At 69.7% G+C, this 20,025-nt stretch carries 19 protein-coding genes; 11 read left to right on the top strand and 8 right to left on the bottom strand.

Annotated elements, in window-relative coordinates; translation table 11 throughout:
• Window positions 1–17: 17 nt before the first annotated feature.
• Together ACGFU7_RS09090 and ACGFU7_RS09095 are read right to left on the bottom strand one after the other, a co-directional pair.
• The gene (locus ACGFU7_RS09090) at window positions 18–974 is read right to left on the bottom strand and encodes a pirin family protein (protein WP_393693816.1); all 957 of its coding nucleotides are present in this window, start codon (window positions 972–974) and stop codon (window positions 18–20) included.
• A gap of 142 nt (window positions 975–1,116) precedes the next feature.
• Window positions 1,117–1,557, bottom strand: a complete 441-nt coding sequence (locus ACGFU7_RS09095) for an SseB family protein (RefSeq protein WP_148836880.1) — start codon at window positions 1,555–1,557, stop codon at window positions 1,117–1,119.
• A 172-nt stretch (window positions 1,558–1,729) separates the two neighbouring features.
• Here ACGFU7_RS09095 and ACGFU7_RS09100 point away from each other — a divergent pair, with 172 nt between their 5' ends.
• The 7 genes from ACGFU7_RS09100 (at window position 1,730) to ACGFU7_RS09130 (ending at window position 10,781) form a co-directional block, all read left to right on the top strand.
• The gene (locus tag ACGFU7_RS09100; protein WP_393693818.1) at window positions 1,730–3,556 is read left to right on the top strand and encodes an acyl-CoA dehydrogenase; all 1,827 of its coding nucleotides are present in this window, start codon (window positions 1,730–1,732) and stop codon (window positions 3,554–3,556) included.
• A gap of 106 nt (window positions 3,557–3,662) precedes the next feature.
• Entirely contained in the window at window positions 3,663–4,361 is a 699-nt protein-coding gene (locus ACGFU7_RS09105) for a hypothetical protein (protein WP_393693820.1), read from the top strand.
• Between the two features lie 23 nt (window positions 4,362–4,384).
• Window positions 4,385–5,050, top strand: coding sequence for a hypothetical protein (locus tag ACGFU7_RS09110; RefSeq protein WP_393693822.1), 666 nt, complete (start codon window positions 4,385–4,387; stop codon window positions 5,048–5,050).
• Window positions 5,051–5,112: 62 nt separating this feature from the next.
• Window positions 5,113–6,411, top strand: coding sequence for a M18 family aminopeptidase (locus ACGFU7_RS09115; protein ID WP_393693824.1), 1,299 nt, complete (start codon window positions 5,113–5,115; stop codon window positions 6,409–6,411).
• Between the two features lie 104 nt (window positions 6,412–6,515).
• Entirely contained in the window at window positions 6,516–6,737 is a 222-nt protein-coding gene (locus tag ACGFU7_RS09120; RefSeq protein WP_393693826.1) for a DUF6458 family protein, read from the top strand.
• Window positions 6,738–6,868: 131 nt separating this feature from the next.
• Window positions 6,869–9,931: a BTAD domain-containing putative transcriptional regulator gene (locus ACGFU7_RS09125; RefSeq protein WP_393693828.1), complete on the top strand. Its 3,063-nt coding sequence runs from the start codon at window positions 6,869–6,871 to the stop codon at window positions 9,929–9,931.
• A gap of 169 nt (window positions 9,932–10,100) precedes the next feature.
• Window positions 10,101–10,781 (top strand): DUF4232 domain-containing protein, encoded by a 681-nt coding sequence (locus ACGFU7_RS09130; protein ID WP_393693830.1) that lies wholly within the window; start codon window positions 10,101–10,103, stop codon window positions 10,779–10,781.
• A gap of 34 nt (window positions 10,782–10,815) precedes the next feature.
• Here the strand turns inward: ACGFU7_RS09130 and ACGFU7_RS09135 are convergent, their stop codons facing one another.
• Complete coding sequence (locus tag ACGFU7_RS09135; protein WP_393693832.1) at window positions 10,816–12,642, bottom strand: NHL domain-containing thioredoxin family protein; 1,827 nt, start codon at window positions 12,640–12,642, stop codon at window positions 10,816–10,818.
• Between the two features lie 64 nt (window positions 12,643–12,706).
• Here ACGFU7_RS09135 and ACGFU7_RS09140 point away from each other — a divergent pair, with 64 nt between their 5' ends.
• Window positions 12,707–13,198, top strand: coding sequence for an LURP-one-related/scramblase family protein (locus ACGFU7_RS09140; RefSeq protein ID WP_393693834.1), 492 nt, complete (start codon window positions 12,707–12,709; stop codon window positions 13,196–13,198).
• A 27-nt stretch (window positions 13,199–13,225) separates the two neighbouring features.
• Here ACGFU7_RS09140 and ACGFU7_RS09145 read toward each other — a convergent pair whose 3' ends face one another.
• A complete protein-coding gene (locus ACGFU7_RS09145) occupies window positions 13,226–14,026 on the bottom strand; it encodes a carbon-nitrogen family hydrolase (RefSeq protein ID WP_393693836.1) in 801 nt (266 codons plus the stop codon).
• A gap of 170 nt (window positions 14,027–14,196) precedes the next feature.
• Here ACGFU7_RS09145 and ACGFU7_RS09150 point away from each other — a divergent pair, with 170 nt between their 5' ends.
• Window positions 14,197–15,021, top strand: a complete 825-nt coding sequence (locus ACGFU7_RS09150; RefSeq protein WP_393693838.1) for a maleylpyruvate isomerase family mycothiol-dependent enzyme — start codon at window positions 14,197–14,199, stop codon at window positions 15,019–15,021.
• Window positions 15,022–15,110: 89 nt separating this feature from the next.
• Here the strand turns inward: ACGFU7_RS09150 and ACGFU7_RS09155 are convergent, their stop codons facing one another.
• On the bottom strand, window positions 15,111–16,421 hold the full coding sequence (locus ACGFU7_RS09155) for a nitrate/nitrite transporter (RefSeq protein WP_393693840.1): 1,311 nt from the start codon (window positions 16,419–16,421) through the stop codon (window positions 15,111–15,113).
• Window positions 16,418–17,101, bottom strand: a complete 684-nt coding sequence (locus ACGFU7_RS09160; RefSeq protein WP_393693842.1) for a GntR family transcriptional regulator — start codon at window positions 17,099–17,101, stop codon at window positions 16,418–16,420. Before ACGFU7_RS09160 ends, ACGFU7_RS09155 begins: the two co-directional genes overlap by 4 nt.
• Window positions 17,102–17,319: 218 nt before the next feature.
• Here ACGFU7_RS09160 and ACGFU7_RS09165 point away from each other — a divergent pair, with 218 nt between their 5' ends.
• On the top strand, window positions 17,320–18,219 hold the full coding sequence (locus ACGFU7_RS09165; RefSeq protein ID WP_393693843.1) for a D-alanyl-D-alanine carboxypeptidase family protein: 900 nt from the start codon (window positions 17,320–17,322) through the stop codon (window positions 18,217–18,219).
• A 71-nt stretch (window positions 18,220–18,290) separates the two neighbouring features.
• On the opposite strand, the gene ACGFU7_RS09170 is transcribed toward ACGFU7_RS09165, so the two are convergent.
• Both ACGFU7_RS09170 and ACGFU7_RS09175 read right to left on the bottom strand, forming a co-directional pair.
• On the bottom strand, window positions 18,291–18,725 hold the full coding sequence (locus tag ACGFU7_RS09170; protein WP_383976279.1) for a VOC family protein: 435 nt from the start codon (window positions 18,723–18,725) through the stop codon (window positions 18,291–18,293).
• Window positions 18,726–18,851: 126 nt separating this feature from the next.
• On the bottom strand, window positions 18,852–19,487 hold the full coding sequence (locus ACGFU7_RS09175) for a hypothetical protein (RefSeq protein WP_393693845.1): 636 nt from the start codon (window positions 19,485–19,487) through the stop codon (window positions 18,852–18,854).
• A 131-nt stretch (window positions 19,488–19,618) separates the two neighbouring features.
• On the opposite strand from ACGFU7_RS09175, the gene ACGFU7_RS09180 reads away from it, so the two are divergent.
• Entirely contained in the window at window positions 19,619–20,011 is a 393-nt protein-coding gene (locus ACGFU7_RS09180; protein ID WP_266731429.1) for an SgcJ/EcaC family oxidoreductase, read from the top strand.
• The last annotated feature ends 14 nt before the right edge of the window (window positions 20,012–20,025 follow it).

A 20,025-nucleotide genomic window follows, 5' to 3' on the forward strand; every position in this document is an offset into this window, starting at 1 on the left:
CACTCCGGCCGCGGGTGTCACATTCCGTGGACAGCGGGCACCGTACCGAGGCGGCCGGCCTGGAAGTCCTCGAAGGCCTGCTTCAGTTCGGCCTGGCTGTTCATCACGAACGGCCCGTAGTGCGCCATCGGCTCGCGGATCGGACGGCCGCCGAGCAGGACGACCTCCAGGTCCGGGGTGTTGCCGTCCTGCTTCTCGTCCGCGCGGACGGTCAGCGAGGAACCGGCGCCGAAGACCGCGGTCTGCCCCATGTGGACGGGGCGGCGCTCCGCACCGACGGTGCCGCGCCCGGCGAGCACGTACGCGAGTCCGTTGAAGTCCTCGCGCCACGGCAGGGTCACCTCGGCGCCGGGGCGGACGGTGGCGTGGATCATCGTGATCGGGGTGTGGGTGACGCCGGGGCCCTCGTGCCCGTCGAGCTCACCGGCGATGACGCGGAGCAGCGCGCCGCCGTCCGGGGAGGCGAGGAGCTGGACCTGGCCGCCGCGGATGTCCTGGTAGCGGGGGGCCATCATCTTGTCGGCCTTGGGCAGGTTCACCCAGAGCTGGAGGCCGTGGAAGAGGCCGCCCGACATCACGAGGGACTCCGGCGGGGCCTCGATGTGGAGCAGGCCGGACCCGGCGGTCATCCACTGGGTGTCGCCGTTCTGGATGGTGCCGCCGCCACCGTTGGAGTCCTGGTGGACGAAGGTTCCGTCGATCAGGTACGTGACGGTCTCGAAGCCGCGGTGCGGGTGCCAGGGGGTGCCCTTCGGCTCTCCGGCCGCGTACTCCACCTCGCCCATCTGGTCCATCATGATGAACGGGTCGAGGTACTTGTAGTTGATCCCGGCGAACGCGCGGCGAACCGGGAAGCCCTCGCCCTCGAATCCGCTCGGCGCCGTGGTGACGGCGAGCACGGGACGGGCTGCGGCGTCGCCCGAGGCGGCGACCTTGGGCAGGCTCAGCGGGTTTTCGACGGTCACTGCAGGCATGGGAGCCACCTCCGGGATTGTCCTGAGACCAATTTAGTTGAATGGTGAACATCCCGCAAGGTGTCATCCATTCCCGCACCGCCCACGGCAACGAGAAGGGGCCCGTACCGAGCGGTACGGGCCCCTTCTCGAAGAGCGGACGTCAGCCGTACATACGGCGCATCGCGAAGTCGACCATCTGCTCCACGGCCTTGGCGTCGAAGACCATGCGGTGCTCACCCTCCATGTCGAGGACGAAGCCGTAGCCGGTCGGCAGCAGGTCGATCACCTCGGCCCCGGTGATCACGAAGTACTTGGACTCCTTGCCCGCGTACCGCCGCAGCTCCTTGAGCGTGGTGAACATCGGGATCACCGGCTGCTGGGTGTTGTGCAGCGCGAGGAATCCGGGGTTGTCGCCGCGCGGGCAGTAGACCTTCGACGTCGCGAAGATCTGCTGGAAGTCCTCGGCGGACAGCGAGCCGGTGGTGAAGGCCCGCACCGCGTCCCCCAGGGACGGCGGCGAGGGCTCGGGATACAGCGGCTGCTCGCCGTAGCCGCCACCCATCTGCTGCTGTGCGCCCGGGTTCTGGTCGTAGCCGTACATACCGCAAAGAGTAATCGGACACATCAGGCCCTTGAGGGGTTGCGTCTTATTACTGACGGGTAGCATCATCGGAGAGGTCAGCTGATATACGCACCGCCAGCTCGTCGCCCGCCCGGCCCACGCCCCTTCCCGGGGTGCTGCACGCCACTGCTATTGATTACGGAGCCTTCCCATGGGGCACTACAAGTCGAATCTCCGCGACATCGAGTTCAACCTCTTCGAGGTGCTCGGGCGCGACAAGACGTACGGCACAGGACCGTTCGCCGAGATGGACGTCGAGACGGCGAAGAGCATCCTCGACGAGGTCGCCCGCCTCGCGGAGAACGAGCTGGCCGAATCCTTCGCCGACGCCGACCGCAACCCGCCGGTCTTCGACCCGGAGACCAACACCGCGCCGGTCCCGGAGACCTTCAAGAAGTCGTACCAGGCGTTCATGGACTCCGAGTACTGGCGTCTCGGCCTGCCCGAGGAGATCGGCGGCACCACCTCCCCGCGCTCCCTGATCTGGTCCTACGCGGAGCTGCTGCTCGGCTCGAACCCGGCCGTCTGGATGTACTCCTCGGGCCCGGCGTTCGCCGGCATCCTCTTCGACGAGGGCAACGAGGCGCAGAAGAAGATCGCCGAGATCGCCGTCGAGAAGCAGTGGGGCTCGACGATGGTGCTGACCGAGCCGGACGCCGGTTCGGACGTCGGAGCGGGCCGCACGAAGGCCGTCGAGCAGGAGGACGGCTCCTGGCACATCGAGGGTGTGAAGCGCTTCATCACCTCGGGCGAGCACGACATGTCCGAGAACATCATTCACTACGTGCTGGCCCGCCCCGAGGGCGCAGGCCCCGGCACGAAGGGCCTCTCACTCTTCATGGTCCCGAAGTTCCACTTCGACTGGACCACCGGCGAGCTGGCCGAGCGCAACGGCGTGTATGCGACAAACGTCGAGCACAAGATGGGCCTCAAGGCGTCCAACACCTGCGAGATGACGTTCGGCGACCAGCACCCCGCCAAGGGCTGGCTGATCGGTGACAAGCACGACGGCATCCGCCAGATGTTCCGCATCATCGAGTTCGCCCGCATGATGGTCGGCACGAAGGCCATCGCGACCCTGTCGACCGGCTACCTGAACGCGCTGGAGTACGCCAAGGAGCGCGTCCAGGGCACGGACCTGTCGCAGTTCATGGACAAGACCGCCCCCAAGGTCACCATCACGCACCACCCCGACGTGCGCCGCTCGCTGATGACGCAGAAGGCGTACGCGGAGGGCATGCGCTCCCTCGTGCTGTACACCGCCTCCGTCCAGGACGCGATCCAGGAGAAGGAGGCCGCGGGCGAGGACGCGAAGGTGCTGCACGGCCTCAACGACCTGCTGCTCCCGATCGTGAAGGGCTACGGCTCCGAGAAGTCGTACGAGCAGCTGGCGCAGTCGCTCCAGACGTTCGGCGGCTCCGGGTACCTCCAGGAGTACCCGATCGAGCAGTACATCCGTGACGCCAAGATCGACACGCTGTACGAGGGCACGACGGCGATCCAGGGCCAGGACTTCTTCTTCCGGAAGATCGTCCGCGACCAGGGTGCCTCGCTGAACATCCTCTCCGAGGAGATCAAGAAGTTCCTCGCGGGCGCCCAGGGCAACGAGGAGCTGTCCGGTGCGCTGGACTCGCTCGCCAAGGCGGCCGTGGATCTGGAGGCGATCGTCGGCACGATGATCACCGACCTCACCGCGACCGGCGAGGACGTCAAGAACATCTACAAGGTGGGCCTCAACACCACCCGCCTGCTGCTGGCCTCCGGCGATGTCGTCGTCGGCTACCTGCTGCTCAAGGGCGCGGCCGTGGCGGCCGAGAAGCTGCGGGACGCCTCCCCGAAGGACGTCGCCTTCTACCAGGGCAAGATCGCCGCCGCGAAGTTCTTCGCCGCGAACATCCTGCCGGGCGTCTCGGCCGAGCGCGCGCTCGCCGAGTCCGTCGACAACTCGCTGATGGAGCTGGACGAGGCGGCGTTCTAGCCTCCGGCCCACCGGATACGACAACGCCGCCGCCCGAGACCGTTCGGGCGGCGGCGTTGTCATGTCCCTATGATCGGCATGCGAGTCCTGAGGGGGAGGTTCACACGTGAGTTCCACCGGAGCCGCACGGGCCATGCGGCGTACCCGGGCCGGGGTCATGGCCGTGCGGGCCGCGACGGCCGCCTGCGCGACGCTGCTCCTCGCAGCCTGCGGCGGCGGCGCGGACGCGGGTTCCGGTGCCGAGGCCGAGGCAGCCTGGCTCGCCAAGGACCAGGTCAAGGCGGTGCTGCCGGACCAGACCGCGATGCCCGGCTGGCAGGTGACCGAGCGACCGGCCTCGGGCTCCATGGAAACCCCGATGATGGAGAGCCAGTTCTGCCCCGGTGCGGGCGCCCAGGGCTGCGAACGCTTCCGCTTCTTCGGCTCGGCCGCCTTCCGACGCGATGACGACAAGGCCGAGGCCCGGTTCTGGCTGGTTACCTACCAGGACGAGCTGGACGCCAAAGCCGCGTACGAGGTGCTGTGGCGGAACACCTGGCGCAAGTCGGGCACCGAGAACGTCGACCTCGGCACGGTGGGCCAGCAGCGCGCCGCCACCGCCGGACCGGCCGGGCGGCACGGCGAAGCGGTCACCGGCCAGATCCGGGTGGGCACCGCCATCCTCTGGATCGGTGCCTCCGGGTCCACCGTGGCCCCGGACCGGCTCGACAAGGACTTCCCGAAGCACATCGCCGCCCTGTTCGCCGAGCGCGCGCAGCAGGCCCAGAACGGCGACAAGCCGTCGGCGGCGCTCGACCGGACGTGACACCCATCGACCACGGGGGCGGTATGAAGAACCAGCAGAGGTGCATACAGGGCGCGGCGGCAGGGGTGGCGGCTCTGTTGCTCGTGGGCTGCGGTGGCGCAGGCGGCGGCGATGCCAAGGCGGCGGCGCTCGACAAGGGGCAGGTCGCCTCGGTGCTGCCGGACGCGAAGGCCGTGCCGGGCTGGCGGATGTACATGGAGCCGGAGGCCCAGAAGCCGGTCCCCGATTACCCGCCGTCGGTCTGCATGACCACGACGAAACAGAAGCGGGAGACGGCCTGCGGCAAGGTCACGACCTGGGGCTTCTCGGGCTTCGTGCGGAAGGCGGACGCGACCACGCTGAACTTCTGGACCCTCGCCTACAAGGACGAGAAGGCCGCGGACGCCGCCTACGACGCCCTGGCCGAGTGGTACGGCGGGGACAGGGTCGGCCGGAACGCCGAGAAGGTGGATCTCGGCAGCCCGGGCGCCGACCGGGTGGCCAACCGTGCCGAGGTCGGCACCATGGGCGGCCCGGCCACGATCACGCAGATCCGGGTCGGGACGACCGTCCTGGGCATCAGCACCGGCACCCAGGGCAAATCGGCCGTCCCCGACAAGCAGGTCAAGGCGTTCGCCGCCATGTTCGCCGAGCGGGCACAACAGGCCCAGAACGGTGAGAAGCCCTCCGCAACGCTCACCGGACATTGAGCGGGCACCGGCCGCGGGGCAAGGGTGAAACCTCTCGGTCCGGCCTCGTTACAGTGAAGAACATGAGTTCCTCCCTCCGCTTCGACCGCGGTCACACCGACGATCTGATGGCCTTCCTGATGGCCTCCCCCTCCCCGTACCACGCCGTGGCCACCGCGGCCGAGCGGCTGGAGAAGGCCGGATTCCGGCAGGTCGAGGAGACCGCGGCCTGGGACGGCACCAGCGGGGGGAAGTACGTCCTGCGCGGCGGTGCGATCGTGGCCTGGTACGTGCCGGAGGGCGCCGCGGCGCACACCCCGTACCGGATCGTCGGGGCGCACACCGACTCGCCGAATCTGCGGGTCAAGCCGCTGCCCGACACCGGGGCCCACGGCTGGCGGCAGGTCGCCGTGGAGATCTACGGCGGGACGCTCCTCAACACCTGGCTCGACCGGGACCTCGGTCTCGCCGGCCGGATCTCGCTGCGCGACGGCACGCACCGGCTGGTGAACATCGACCGGCCGCTGCTGCGCGTACCGCAGCTGGCCGTGCATCTGGACCGTTCGGCCAACCCCGATGGCCTGAAGCTCGACCGGCAGAAGCACATGCAGCCGATCTGGGGGCTCGGGGACGTCGAGGAGGGCGACCTGATCCGCTTCGTCGCCGAGGAGGCGGGCGTCGACGCCGAGGACGTGACCGGCTGGGACCTGATGCCGCACCCCGTCGAGCCGCCCGCCTACCTGGGCCGGGACCGCGAGCTGCTGGCCGGGCCCAGGATGGACAACCTGCTCTCCGTGCACGCGGCGACCGCCGCGCTCGCCGCCGTCGCCGGGCAGCCGGACGCCGAACTTCCGTACATCCCGGTCATGGCCGCCTTCGACCACGAGGAGAACGGCTCGCAGTCCGACACCGGCGCCGACGGACCGCTGCTCGGCACCGTCCTGGAGCGCTCGGTGTTCGCCCGCGGCGGCACGTACGAGGACCGCGCCCGGGCCTTCGCCGGGACCGTCTGTCTCTCCTCGGACACCGGTCACGCGGTCCACCCCAACTACGCCGAGCGCCACGACCCGACCCACCACCCGGTGGTCAACGGCGGACCGATCCTCAAGGTCAACGTCAATATGCGGTACGCGACCGACGGCAGCGGCCGGGCTGTGTTCGCGGCGGCGTGCCAGAAGGCGGACGTGCCGTGGCAGACGTTCGTCTCCAACAACTCGATGCCCTGCGGCACCACGATCGGCCCGATCACCGCCGCCCGGCACGGCATTCAGACCGTGGACATCGGCGCCGCGATCCTGTCGATGCACAGCGCCCGTGAACTGTGCGGCGCGGACGACCCGTATCTGCTGGCCAACGCGATGGCGGCGTTCCTGACGGGCTGAGTCCCACCCGCCCCGACCGCAGCCCCGGGCATGGTCGTTGCCGGGCCGGGTACGCGATCCGTACACCGGTCCGGAACCGCCGGGCCGTCGAGGAGGCGGGATCAATGGGACTCGGAGGATGCATCATCCTCATCGGCGCCGGGGCGATACTGGCCTTCGCCACCGACTGGAAGATGGACACCGTCGACGTCGACCTGGTCGGCTGGATCATGATGATCGTCGGCACCATCGGGGTCTTCGTCTACGCGAGCATCGCGCGGCGTCGCCGGATGGTCGTGCCGCCCAGCACCACTGTCGTGTCCGAGGACGAGCGCCGCTACCCCTGACTCACGGCGCCGGTCAGGTCGCGCCCTGCCGACCGGGCGTGACCCGTCGTGGGCCCCTCGGCACCCCCGATATTCTGGGACTTGTCCCGAGCCCCACCTCGGGCGCATCCCGCCCGGAAGGGGAGACACTCGTGGAGTTCCGGTTGCTCGGCACCATCTCCGTCGACACGCTCACCGGGCCGCTGCCACTCGGCCCCGCCAAACGCCGCAGCCTGCTCGCCGCGCTCCTGCTGTCCGCAAACACGCCCGTCTCCATCGCCCGGTTGACGGACTGCCTGTGGGACGACACACCGCCGCTGCACGCCCGTGGCGTCATCCAGGGGCATGTGTCCCGGCTGCGCGCCCTCCTGGTGGGCGCGGACGCGGAGGCGTACGGGGTGGAGCTGGTCACCCTCGGCGACGCGTATCTCCTGCGGGTACCGGAAACACTGCTGGACTCCCAGCGGTTCGAGGAACTACTGATGCTGGCGCGGGAGCAGCGCAGCCCCGCCGACTCCGTACTGATGCTCAAGGATGCCCTGTCGCTGTGGCAGGGACCGGCACTCAACGGCGCGTTCGCCGGTCCGCCGCTCCAGGCGGCCGCGCACTCGCTGGAGCAGTCACGGCTGGCGACGGTCGAGCAGCTGGCGTTCGCCTATGCGATGTTGGGGGAGCACAACCGGGCGGCGTCGGTGCTACGGGCGGAAGCGGTTGCGCATCCGATGCGGGAGTCGCTGGCGGCGGCCTTGATGACGGCGTTGTACCGGGCGGGTCGTCAGTCGGAGGCACTGGACTGGTTCCACCGCACGAGGCGGCTGCTCGCCGATGAACTGGGGGTTGACCCGGGGCAGGAGCTCACCGATACGTACGCGCTGATCCTGCGCGGCGACCCCGGGCCGGACGCCGGACGGGACACCGCACCGGACGCCCGACGGAACACGGCCGACGGCCCGGCGGCGCCGATGCGCGGTCCTGGCCGGCCGCTCAACGGCTCCGGCAGAGGCAGGGGCAGCGGCTCCGGCTCCGGCTCCGGCTCCGGCTCCGGCAGTGACACGGTCCGCAGCGGCGGCAGCAACGGCACGGGGCACGCCACAGGCGGCGGGAGCGGTCACGGCACAGGCATCGGCAACAGCAACGGGGCCGTGTCCGTGGCCCGTCCGGTGGCCGAGCGTCGGGCCGGGCCGGATGCGGGGGCCGAACCGGCCGACCGCCCGGGCGACTCGATCAGCGGTACGGACAGCACCCCCGGCCCGCCGTCCCCCCGCCCCCTCCCCCTGCCGCCCCTCGTCGGCGAGCCGCACCCCGCCGATCTACTGCCCCGCGCACCCCGCGGCTTCCACGGGCGGGGCACCGAACTGGCCGCGCTCACCCGGGCCGCGGCCGGTGAGGCGCCCGTCTGTCTGGTCACCGGACCGGCCGGCGTGGGAAAGACCGCGCTGGCCCTCCAGTGGGCGCACCGCAACCCCGGCGCTTTCCCGGACGGACGGCTCTTCGCCGATCTGCGCGGGTTCAGCGACACCGGTGAGCCCGCGCTCATCGAAGTGCTGCGCGAGTTCCTGCTGGCGCTCGGCATCGCACCGCGCCGCGTCCCCGAGTCCGTCCCCGCCGCGGCGGCGCTCTTCCGCTCCCTGACCGACCGGCGCCGGCTCCTCGTCATCCTCGACAACGCCCGCGACTCCGCCACGGTCAGGCCACTGCTGCCGGGCGGCACCGACTGCGTCACGCTGGTCACCAGCCGGCACCGGCTGGAAGGCCTCATCGCCTCGGACGCGGCCCGTCCCGTCCCGCTCGACATATTCGAACCGCAGGACAGCACGGCCCTGCTGGCCGGTGTGCTCGGCGAGGAACGGGTCCTCGCCGAGCCAGTGGCGGCCCGCCGGCTCGCCGGGCTCTGCGGGGGCCTGCCGCTCGCCCTGCGCGTCACCGCCGCCCGGCTGGCAGGCCGTCCGCAGTGGACGCTGGCCGGACTGGCGGACGAACTGGCCGACGAACGCAGCCGGCTGACGTACCTCGACGTGGACGACACCGGTGTCTCCGCCGCGCTGCGGCTGACCGTGCAACAGCTGCCGCCGGACGCCGTCCACCAGTTCACCCGGCTCGGCCACCACCCCGGCAGCCACTTCGACCCGTACACGGCCGCCGCACTCGCCGGCACGGACCCGGTCGTCGCCGCGGCGGCGCTGGAACGGCTCGCCACCGCCCACCTCGTCACCGAGACGGCACCCGGGCGCTGGGTGCTGCACGATCTGGTGCGCCTCTACGCCCGCGGTCTGGACCCCGCGTCCGGGTCCGAGGCCCTCATCGGTGTACTCGACCACTACATCGCCACCGCGCTCGCCGCCGCCGACACGGCCGAACCCGGCGGTGAGCCCTGCTTCGCCCTGCCGGACGGCTACCACCGCCCCGCCGCCACAAAGGACTTCACCGACCGGGCGGCGGCGATGAGCTGGCTGGCCACCGAACGCGACGATCTGGCCCTGGCCGCCGTCGCGGCCCGGGCCGCCGGGCTCGACGACCGGGCCTGGCGGATCATCCTGCTCCAGTGGCCACAGGTGGTGTGGCGGGTACGGGACAGCTGGGCCCCGCTGCTGGAACTGGCGCTGGACTCCGCCCGCACCGAGAACGATCCGTACGCCGAGTCGCGGGTGATCAATCTGCTGGGCTGGGTGCTGACCGAGGAGGGCAGGACCGCCGAGGCCATCACCCTGCTGGAGCGCTCGCCCGGCCTCGCCCGGCAGGCCGGTGACCGGCTCGGCGAGGCGACCGCGCTGATCAACCTGGCCGTCGTCCAGGCCGAAGAGGGCGGGCTCGACATGGCGCTGGAGGACTGCGGACGGGCCGTCGGCCTGGCCCGCGAGGAAGGCGACGCGCACACCGAGATGCTCGCCCTGCAGCACCTCGCCCGGATGCAGCTCACCGCGAACCGGCCGCAGGACGCCCTCGACTCCGCCCGGACGGCGCTCGACCTCGGGCCCGAGCACGAGGAGGTCGCACGCCGGGTGCTGCTGCTGACCACCAGCGGCGAGGCCCGTCTGGCGCTCGGCGAGGAGAGCGAAGGTATCCGGCTGCTGGACCGGGCGGCCGGGGAGGCGGAGTGCGCCGGTTACGACGAGGGAGCGGTACGGGCCCTCGAAGCGCTGCTGCGGGTGACGGCGCAGGCGGAGTACCGCAAGCGGTACGAACAGGCGGTCCGGCGGCTCGCCGACGACGAGTGAGCCGCGCCCCCGCGCAGCGACGCGAGAGCGAGGGTCCCGGACGTCAGCGGGACGTTAGCGGGACGGCAGCAGAACATGAGCGGTGGACCCCAGACTCATAAATGTCAGCAGGTCAGGGGCGCTCGCCACATGACCCGGCGTCCGCTCCGTCACACTCGGGGGAAATTCCATGAGTACTCTTCGCAACCGCACCACCGTCCTCGCCGCCGCGACCACCGCCGTGCTCGCCCTGGCCCTCACCGCCTGCGGTGGAGACGATTCCGGCACGAAGTCCGCCGGCCCGGCGACGAGCAACACCGCAGCGGCCGGTTCTTCGTCCGAAGCCGCGAAGGACACCGGCACCACGACGGGTGGCAGCACCGCGTCGGGTGGCGGCACCGCGAAGAACACCAGCGCCACGAAGGGCTCCACCGGCTCCGCGTCCGCGACCGCCCCCGCCTGCGCCACCAAGGACGTCAAGATCACCGCCGCCACCCAGGACGGCCCGCCCTACACCCACATCGTCCTGACGGCGAAGAACACCTCGGGCCACAAGTGCGAGATGAAGGGCTTCCCGGAGATCCAGTTCCTGGAAAGCCACAAGGAGAACGTGCCCGCGGTCGCCAAGAGCAAGCCGGCCGCGCCTGTCGTGCTCACCCCCGGCGCCCCGGCCTACGCGCTGGTGAAGCTGTCGGACGGTGGCAAGGACGAGGACGGCGAGCCCGTGTCGGCCTTCTCCGTCATGCTCCAGGGCGGCAGCGGCCTGGCCGCCGTGAAGGCGCCCGGCGCCTCCGGCATCTTCGTCGACCCGGCGCAGGCGAAGACCGGCTACTGGACGTACGAGCTGCGCAACGGCGCGGACGACTTCTGAGCCGTCGGGTCCTGAACCATCAGGACCCGAACCGTCAGACCTGCTCGTCCATCCCTGCCAGCACCAGCGGCAGCCGGGGCGTTCCCTGCGCACTCACGCGGACGGGGACGCCCCAGTCCTGTTGGTGGACATGGCAGGCCGGGTACTCGTTCGCCGGATCGTCGTCGCAGGACGCCGCCATCGCGGACACATGCAGAACGCCCTCGGTGACACCGTCGGCCAGGACCAGGTCGCGGAACAGGTCGGTACCGGGCCCGGAGCCCTCCGCCAGCAGCTCGGGCGGGGTCGCCGAGACCAGCAGCCGGGTCGAGGGACCGTACCGGGTGTCCAGCTTCTGCCCGGCGGGCGCCTGGAAGACCACATCGAGCCGAAGCGTGCCCGGGGCGATCTCGGTGGCCGCGCGCTGCGTGTGGTGTGCCTGGTCGGCGACGCGTACGGCCTCCTCCGGGAGCCGCAGCCGGGTCAGCCGGTGCCGGGCGGACTCGACGACGACGAGATCGCCGTCGACCAGCACGGCGTCGCTGGGCTCGCGCAGATCCGTGGCCAGGGTGGTGACCTCGCCGCTCGCGGGGTCGTAGCGCCGCAGCGCGTGGTTGTACGTGTCGCAGACGGCGACGGATCCGTCGGGCAGCGCGGTCACACCCAGCGGGTGCTGGAACAGGGCCTGATCTGCGGCACCGTCGCGGTGTCCGAAGTCGAAGAGGCCGGTGCCGACGGCCGTACGGACGGCGAAGCCGGTGCCGTCGCGCTCGACGTATCGCAGGGCGGACGTCTCCGAGTCGGCGACCCACAGCCGCTCCCCGTCGGCCGACGTGGCGAGCCCCGACGGCTGGGCGAACCAGGCCTCGTCGGCCGGCCCGTCGACCAGGCCCTCGTTGGTCGTGCCGGCCGCGACCTGCACGGTCTGAGTCGCGGGGTCGTACGCCCACAGCTGGTGCACGCCCGCCATGGCGATCCACAGCCGGTCCGCGAACCAGGCGACGTCCCAGGGCGAGGAGAGGTCGACCTCGCGGGCCGGGCCGGTCGTCGGGGAGCCCTGCCACCACTGGTGGCCGGTACCGGCGAGAGTCGTCGTCACCCCGGTGGTGAGGTTGAGGGCGCGGATGGCGTGGTTGACGGTGTCGGCGACCGCGATCCGGCCGTCGGGCAGCACGGCGAGCCCCTGCGGCTCGGAGAACCGGACCTCGTCGGGCCCGCCGTCGGTGAACCCCCTGTCCCCCGTACCGACGTGACGGCGAACCGTCTCGCTGTCACGTTCGATCTCGACCAGGCGGTGGCGGGTGGTGTCGGAGACGAGGAAACCGCCGTCGGGCAGGAGCAGGGCCTTGCCGGGGAAGCGCAGATGCGTGGCCACCGGCTCGGGCGCGACGTAGGGGCCGTCGCCGCGGCGCAGCGTGCCCTTCGCCCCGTGCTCGGCCTCCAGTTCCTCGACCAGCTTCTCGATGGCGTGCGCATGGCCCTCGCCCGCGTGCTGGGCGACGACATAGCCCTCGGGGTCGATGACGACGAGCGTGGGCCAGGCCCGTACGGCGTACTGCTTCCAGGTCGCCAGTTCCGGGTCGTCGAGGACCGGGTGGTGGACCTCGTAGCGCTCGACGGCGTCGACGACGGCCTGGTGCTCGGCCTCGTGGACGAACTTCGGCGAGTGCACACCGATGATCACGACGGTGTCGCGATGCTTCTCCTCCAGCTCGCGCAGCTCATCGAGGACATGCAGACAGTTCACACAGCAGAACGTCCAGAAATCCAGAATGACGATGCGCCCTCGCAGGTCAGCGAGGGTGTACTGCTGGTCGCCGGTATTGAGCCAGCCGCCCTTGCCGACCAGCTCGGGGGCCCTGACGCGCGCACGTGTTGCCATGTGAACAGTCAACATCACCGTGGCCCGCCCGCATTCCGGAGGGTCTTGGGGGAACCTGTGAGCCATGAGACTCCTGGTGCGTGAACGGCTCTTCGCTGTCGGTGACGACTACTGGATCGAGGACGCGGACGGCCGCAAGGCCTTCCTCGTCGACGGCAAGGCCATGCGGGTGCGTGACACCTTCGAGCTGAAGGACGCGCAGGGCCGGATCCTGGTCGAGATCCGGCAGAAGCTGCTCAGCCTGCGCGACACGATGCTCATCGAGCGCGACGGCGAACAGCTCGCCGCGATCAAGCGCAAGCGGCTGTCACTGCTGCGCAACCACTACCGGGTCACGCTGGTGGACGGAACCGAGCTCGATGTCAGCGGCAAGATCCTGGACCGTGAGTTCGCCATCGACTACGACGGGGAACTGCTGGCCCAGATCTCACGGCGCCGGCTGACCGTCCGGGACACGTACGGAATCGATGTCGTACGGGAGGACGCCGATGCGGCGCTGCTCATCGCCGTATCGGTGTGCGTCATCGTGCTCGCGGACAAGGAGCACGAGGGCTGACCTCGGCGCGTTTCACGTGAAACGTGACTACTTGCCCGTCTCGGGCGGGGCCAGCCCCAGCCGCCGGTCCTTGAGCGCCGGGAACTGCTCGCGCGTGGCGGCGACCTTCGACGGGTCGAACTCCACGGTGAGTACCTCCTCGTCCGCGCCCGCCTCCGCGAGCACCTCGCCCCAGGGGTCGACGACGATGCTGTGCCCGGCCTGCTGGATTCCGGCGTGGGTGCCCGCGGTGCCGACGGCCAGGACGTACGACTGGTTCTCGACGGCGCGGGCCTGGGCCAGCAGCGTCCAGTGGGCGCGGCGGCGCTCGGGCCAGCCCGCCGCGACGATCAGCGTCTCGGCGCCCGCGTCGACCAGGCCACGGAACATTTCCGGGAAGCGCAGGTCGTAACAGGTGGCGAGGCCCAGGGTGGTCTGCGGCAGGGCGACCGTGACCAGTTCCTCGCCGGCGCCCATCATGACCGCCTCGCCCTTGTCGAAGCCGAAGCGGTGGATCTTGCGGTATGCGGCGGCCCGCTCGCCCTCGGGTGTGAAGACGAGCGCGGTGTTGTAGAGGGTGCCGTCGGCCGCGCGCTCCACGAAGGAGCCCGCGTGCAGCCATACCCCGGCGTCGGCCGCGGCCTTCGCCATGATGTCGTGGGTGGGCCCCTGGAGCGGCTCGGCCTCGTCCGCGAAGGCGGTGTACGCGAACGCGCCGACCGGCCAGAGCTCGGGAAGAACCACCAGATCCGCACCACGCTGGGCCGCGATCAGCGAAGCCGCGCGCTGCCTACGGGAATTGGCGGATTCGTCCGGGTCTACTGCGATCTGGATGAGGGAGGCGCGCACACTACCACCGTCCTGGCATTCGAGCCGTCAACACGGGCCTACGATCGTCACACGAAAGCACTGCCGGGGTGCCTGCTCGCAGCGTAACTTAGCGACCGAACCTCCCACGCAGCCCGCCGCCCGCGCCCAGCACTCCAGCCCATGCACCGCAGAACCGCACGAGGGGTCCCGTGACCGTCCATCCCAGCCTCCAGACCTACGCCGATGCCTGGACCCACTCCATCGAGTCGATAGCCGAGCTGGTGAAGCCGCTCGCCGAGGGAGAGTGGAACCGCCGTACGCCGTGCCCCGCCTGGTCGGTGCGAGACATCGTCTCGCACGTCATCGGCATGGAGTGCGAGCAGCTCGGCGACCCGCGTCCGATCCACACACTGCCGCGCGATCTCTACCATGTGCAGAACGACTTCGCTCGCTACATGGAGATGCAGGTCGATGTGCGGCGCCACCACACCGCGCCGGAGATGACCTCCGAGCTGGAGTACACGATCATTCGCCGCGCACGTCAGCTGCGCAACGAGACACGTGACCCCGAGACCATGGTCCGGGCGCCGCTCGGCGCCGAGCAGACCCTCGAACTGGCACTGCGGATGAGGGCCTTCGATACCTGGGTGCATGAGCAGGATCTGCGGGCGACGCTGGGGCAGCCCGGCAATCTGGACTCCCCCGGCGCCACCATTGCCCGGGACACGCTGCTCGCCGCGCTGCCGAAGGTGGTCGCCAAGGACGCGGGTGCGCCGGCCAATTCGGCGGTCGTGCTCGATGTGCACGGGCCGATGGAGTTCCTGCGCACGGTCAGGGTCGATGCGGAGGGCCGCGGTTCGGTGGACGGTGCGCCGTCGCTCGGGCCCGCGGTGACGCTGGCGATGGACTGGGAGACGTACTTCCGTCTCGCCTGCGGGCGGGTGCGGTCGGGTGCGGTCGCGGACCGGATCAAGGTCGAGGGCGACCATGATCTGGCGGAGGCGATTCTGCAGAACTTCGCCGTGACGCCGTGACGCCGTAGCGTCCCGGCGTCGTGCCACCGTGGTCGGCGGCGCCCGTCGCGCGAGGACGGGCGCGCCGCCGATCCGGCGCGGCAGACGCGTTACGCGGGTACGTGCACGGCCTCCACGCGGCTGATCACATGGTGCTCCCGCTCGCGGTGCGTGGCCCGGGAGTGCAGCCGCAGAATCTGCACGACGCCGATCGCCTCCAGTACGAAGACCGAGGCGAATGCGATCCGGTAGTTGTCGCCGGTCGCGTCCAGCAGCACGCCGACGGCGAACAGTGTGGTCATCGAGGCGATGAAGCCGCCCATGTTGACGATGCCCGAGGCGGTGCCCTGGCGCTCCGGCGGGTTGGCGGGCCGTGCGAAGTCGAAGCCGATCATCGAGGCGGGACCGCACGCGCCGAGCACCACACACAGGACGATCAGCAGCCACATCGGCGCATGGTCGCCCGGGTAGAAGATGGTCGATGCCCAGAGCAGGGCCGTCACCGTGACCGTCCCGAGGGCCAGCGGGGCGCGGGCCGCGTGGTGGCGGGCGATGATCTGCCCGTAGACCAGCCCGACCGTCATGTTCGAGAGCACCACCAGGGTGAGCAGTTCACCGGCGGTGGACCGGCTCAGCCCCTGCGCCTCCACCAGGAACGGCAGCCCCCACAGCAGCAGGAACACCATGGCCGGGAACTGCGTGGTGAAGTGCACCCACATGCCGAGCCGGGTGCCGGGCTCCCGCCAGGAGGCGGCGATCTGCTTGCGTACGTAGGCGGCGCCCACGTGTTCGACGGGCGGCGGCTCGTGGCCCTCGGGGTGGTCCTTCAGGAACAGCAGAAGAAGGACGAGGACGAGAACCCCGGCGGCGGAGCTGCCGGCGAAGGTGGTGGTCCAGCCGAATCCGTGCAGGGCCCGCGCGATGAAGAGCGTCGAGACGAGGTTGCCCGCCATGCCGAAGAGCGCGGCGACCTGCCCGATCAGTGGACCGCGCCGGGCCGGGAACCAGCGGGCACCGAGCCGCAGCACGCTGATGAACGTCATCGCGTCGCCGCAGCCGAGCAGCGCCCTGGACGCCAGTGCCGTGCCGTACGAGGGGGAGAGCGCGAAGCCGAGCTGCCCCAGGGTGAACAGGACGGCCCCGAGGGTGAGGACCTTCTTGGTGCCGAGCCGGTCGACCATCAGGCCGACGGGTATCTGCATGCCCGCGTAGACGAGCAGTTGAAGGATGGAGAACGTGGAGAGAGCGGAGGCGTTGACGTGGAACCGGTCGGCGGCGTCGAGTCCGGCAACACCCAGGCTGGTGCGGAAGATGATGGCGACGAAGTAGACGGCGACCCCGATGCCCCAGACCCACAGGGCACGCCGGCCGCCGGGTGGATCACCGGGCAGGGACAGGGTGGGAGCGGCGGCAGAACTCACCGGTCCTCACCCCTGACCAGCACCTTGACCCGGCTGACATGACGCCGCACGACCTGTGCGGCACCGTCCGCGTCACCGGACCTGATCGCCTCCAGCAGCTCACCGTGCTCGGTGATGTTGGCGGCGATCCTGCCCGGGTGCGCCTCCATCACGGCGACGCCCATCCGCAACTGCCGATCGCGCAGCTGGTCGTAGAGGCGCGAGAGGATGTCATTGCCCGCGTTGCGCACGATCTCGGCGTGGAAGCAGCGGTCCTTCACCGACACCTCCGCCAGATCCCCGGCCTCGGCCAGCTGCCGCTGCTCCTCCAGGAGTTCTTCGAGCCGGCCGATCAGCTGCGCGGAGGCGGGCACGGCCTTGCGCGCCGCGAACTCCTCGACGAGCAGCCGGGTCTCCACCACATCCGCGATCTCCTGCGCGGAGACGGCGAGAACGAGAGCGCCCTTCTTCGGATACAGCTTGATCAGCCCCTCGACCTCCAGCCGCAGCAGCGCTTCACGCACGGGCGTACGGGAGACCCCGACGGCCTCCGCGAGATCACCTTCGGTGAGGAGCGTGCCGCCCTCGTAGCGGCGGTCCAGGACCGCCTCCTTGATGTGGGCGTAGACGCGCTCGGCGGCGGGGGGCTGCTTGACCGAAGACTTCACAGGGGGCTTCACGGCTGAGGGTGCGGCAGGCATGTACACAGCATAGATACAACATGTGTGCATCGCGAATCCCGCCCGGGATGCGGACAGGCTCCGGTCAGATTCGGGACGGGCTCCGACCTATGACCCGAACCATCCGCAGCTCCGAAATTGCCCCAGGAATCAGCACATCCTTCGCCCCGCCTCACGAGTCTCACCACCGAGCGGCACCCTCATGTGGCCGCATTCCAGGGGCATTTGGAGCGTTCAAGTTGAAAATCGGCATTAAGGGCATAAACCGCGTTTCCGCCACTGCCACCGTGGCTCTCACCGCGGGTGCCGTCATCGCGGGCAGCGTGTTCGCCTCCACGGCGCAGGCCGCGACGCCGCCCACTCCCACGATCACCGCCAAGGGCGGTTACGTGATGAACAACGGCACCGCGAAAACCCTGTTCACCAAGGCCGCGGACACCCGTCGCTCCACCGGCTCCACCACCAAGATCATGACTGCCAAGGTCGTCCTGGCGCAGAAGAATCTCAACCTGGATTCCAAGGTCACGATCCAGAAGGCGTACAGCGACTACATCGTCTCCAAGGGCGCCTCATCGGCCCGCCTGATCGTGGGCGACAAGGTCACGGTCCGCCAGCTGCTGTACGGCCTGATGCTGCCGTCCGGCTGCGACGCCGCGTACGCGCTGGCCGACAAGTTCGGCTCCGGCACCACCCGCGCGGCCCGTGTGAAGTCGTTCGTCGGCAAGATGAACGCCTCCGCCAAGTCCCTCGGCCTGAAGAACACCCACTTCGACTCGTTCGACGGCATAGGGAATGGCTCGAACTACTCGACGCCGCGCGACCTGACGAAGATCGCCAGCAGCGCGATGAAGAACTCCACGTTCCGCACGGTCGTGAAGACCAAGTCGACCAAGCAGAAGGTCACCACGAAGACCGGTGGCTACCGCTACATGTCGTGGTCCAACACCAACACGATGCTCAGCAGCTACAGCGGCGCGATCGGCGTGAAGACCGGTTCCGGCCCGACGGCCAAGTACTGCCTGGTCTTCGCCGCAACCCGCAACGGCAAGACGGTCATCGGCACGGTGCTCTCCTCCACGAGCGCGACCACCCGTTCCGCGGACATGAAGAAGATCATGGACTACAGCTTCAAGAAGTAGTCCGGCCCGGCAACGCACGCAAAGAGGGGGCCCGCGCCATGCGGGCCCCCTCTTTCTGTGCCGGAGGATGCTCAGTCGAGACAGAACTCGTTGCCCTCGATGTCCTGCATGTTGATGCACGACTCGTTGTCCTCGTCGGCATACAGCACCTTCGTGCACACCGCGCCGAGCGCCACCAGCCGATCACGTTCGGCCTCAAGCACGGCCAGCCGCTCCGCACCCACGAGCCCGGTGCCGGCCCGCACGTCGACGTGCACCCGGTTCTTGGCGACCTTGCCTTCGGGAACGCGCTGGAAGTACATGCGCGGGCCCTCACCCGTGGGATCGGAGCACGCGAACCACGCACCCCGCTCCTCGGGCGGCAGTGAGTCGTTATAGGCGTCCCAGGAGTCGAACCCCTCCGGCGGCGGAGGTGCGACGTACCCCAGCACCTCGCACCAGAAACGGGCGACACGCTCGGGGTCCGCGCAGTCGAAAGTGATCTGGATCTTCCTCACCGATGCCATTCGGCCACCCTAACAGCGGGCCTCCGCACACCAGTTCCCCTTTATTGAGCCCGGCATTCCGATCGCTCTTCTGGACACTTACGGCACCTCGACGCTCGCCCGCCCGGGGCGCCGGCGTCTCCCCGCTCAGCGAAGACCGCGCTTCTTGCGTTCGGCTTCGATCAGCTCCTCCATGAGTTTCTCCGGGTTCACCGTGTGCTCGGTGTCATCGAGGGCGTCGTAGTCCTGGGTGCTCAGCGGTAGACCGAGCTCGGCGAGTTCGGCGGCCAGTTGTGCGAACGCGATTCGCTCGTCGGGCTCGTCCTGGTAGCTTGCCCGCTCGGCGGCGACCCCCTCGGTCAGGGTGAGACCGACCAGGCCCCAGAAGGTGAACTCGGTGTCCAGCTCCATGAGGTGCCAGGCACGATCCCCAGGTTCGTCGGGGTGCAGCCAGTAGCCGATCCACCCCTTTCCGCCCTTCGCCACGAGTTTGACGTACTTGGCCATCTCCGCGGCTGCGGCGTTGACGGCCTGCATCTCCGGGTCCGCGAGTTCCTTTTCGCTCAGATAGCTGGTGTCCAGGAGCGGGTGGACCTCTCCCGCCTCGAAGAAGTCGAGGTCGAGAAGGTGGGTGAAGTCGGTGCGGCCTTCCCACTGCGCCAACAGCAGCACGCGCAGATCGTCGGGTATCGGACGGCCGTCCAGCCGCTCCCGGGAAAACCCGGCGAGCCGTTCGTCGTACATGCGCACTCTCCAGAGGTCGAAGCGAGATTCTCGCGTCAACGTAACAACGGTGTCTGACAAGAGGCTGGACCCAGGGCGAGAAGGGCCGCCGTACCGCGCTGATGAGGTTCTGGGGCGATCCCGCAGCCGGCCTTGACCTCAAGTCCGCTTGAGATCCCAGAGTGTTCTGCATGAACACCGAAACCGCAGACATCAAAGCCATCGAACAGGTCGTCGCCACCGTCGAGCGCGCTCAGCGTGCCAAGGACGTCGAGGGCTTCCTCGCACTCTTCCACCCCGACGCCCTCTGGACGACCGGCCACGGCAAGGTCCTGATCGGCTTCGACGCGATCGCCGAGTTCACCCGCACCGTGCTGCCCGCGGCCAACTGGGAGGGTGAGATCACCTACGAGGCAGTGCACACGCAATTCCTGCGGCCCGACGTGGCGGCCGTCAAGGTTCGGCAGGTCTACCACTCACCGGAGGGCGAAACGGAAGGCGCTCCGCTCTACGTCATGACGAAGCAGGATGACGGAAGGTGGCTGCTGCACGCCTGCCAGAACACGGCAGTGTGGGTGGAATAGACAGCTCGAAGTCA

Source organism: Streptomyces sp. NPDC048473 (assembly GCF_043200155.1).
In the GTDB taxonomy this organism is placed as follows: Bacteria; Actinomycetota; Actinomycetes; order Streptomycetales; family Streptomycetaceae; genus Streptomyces.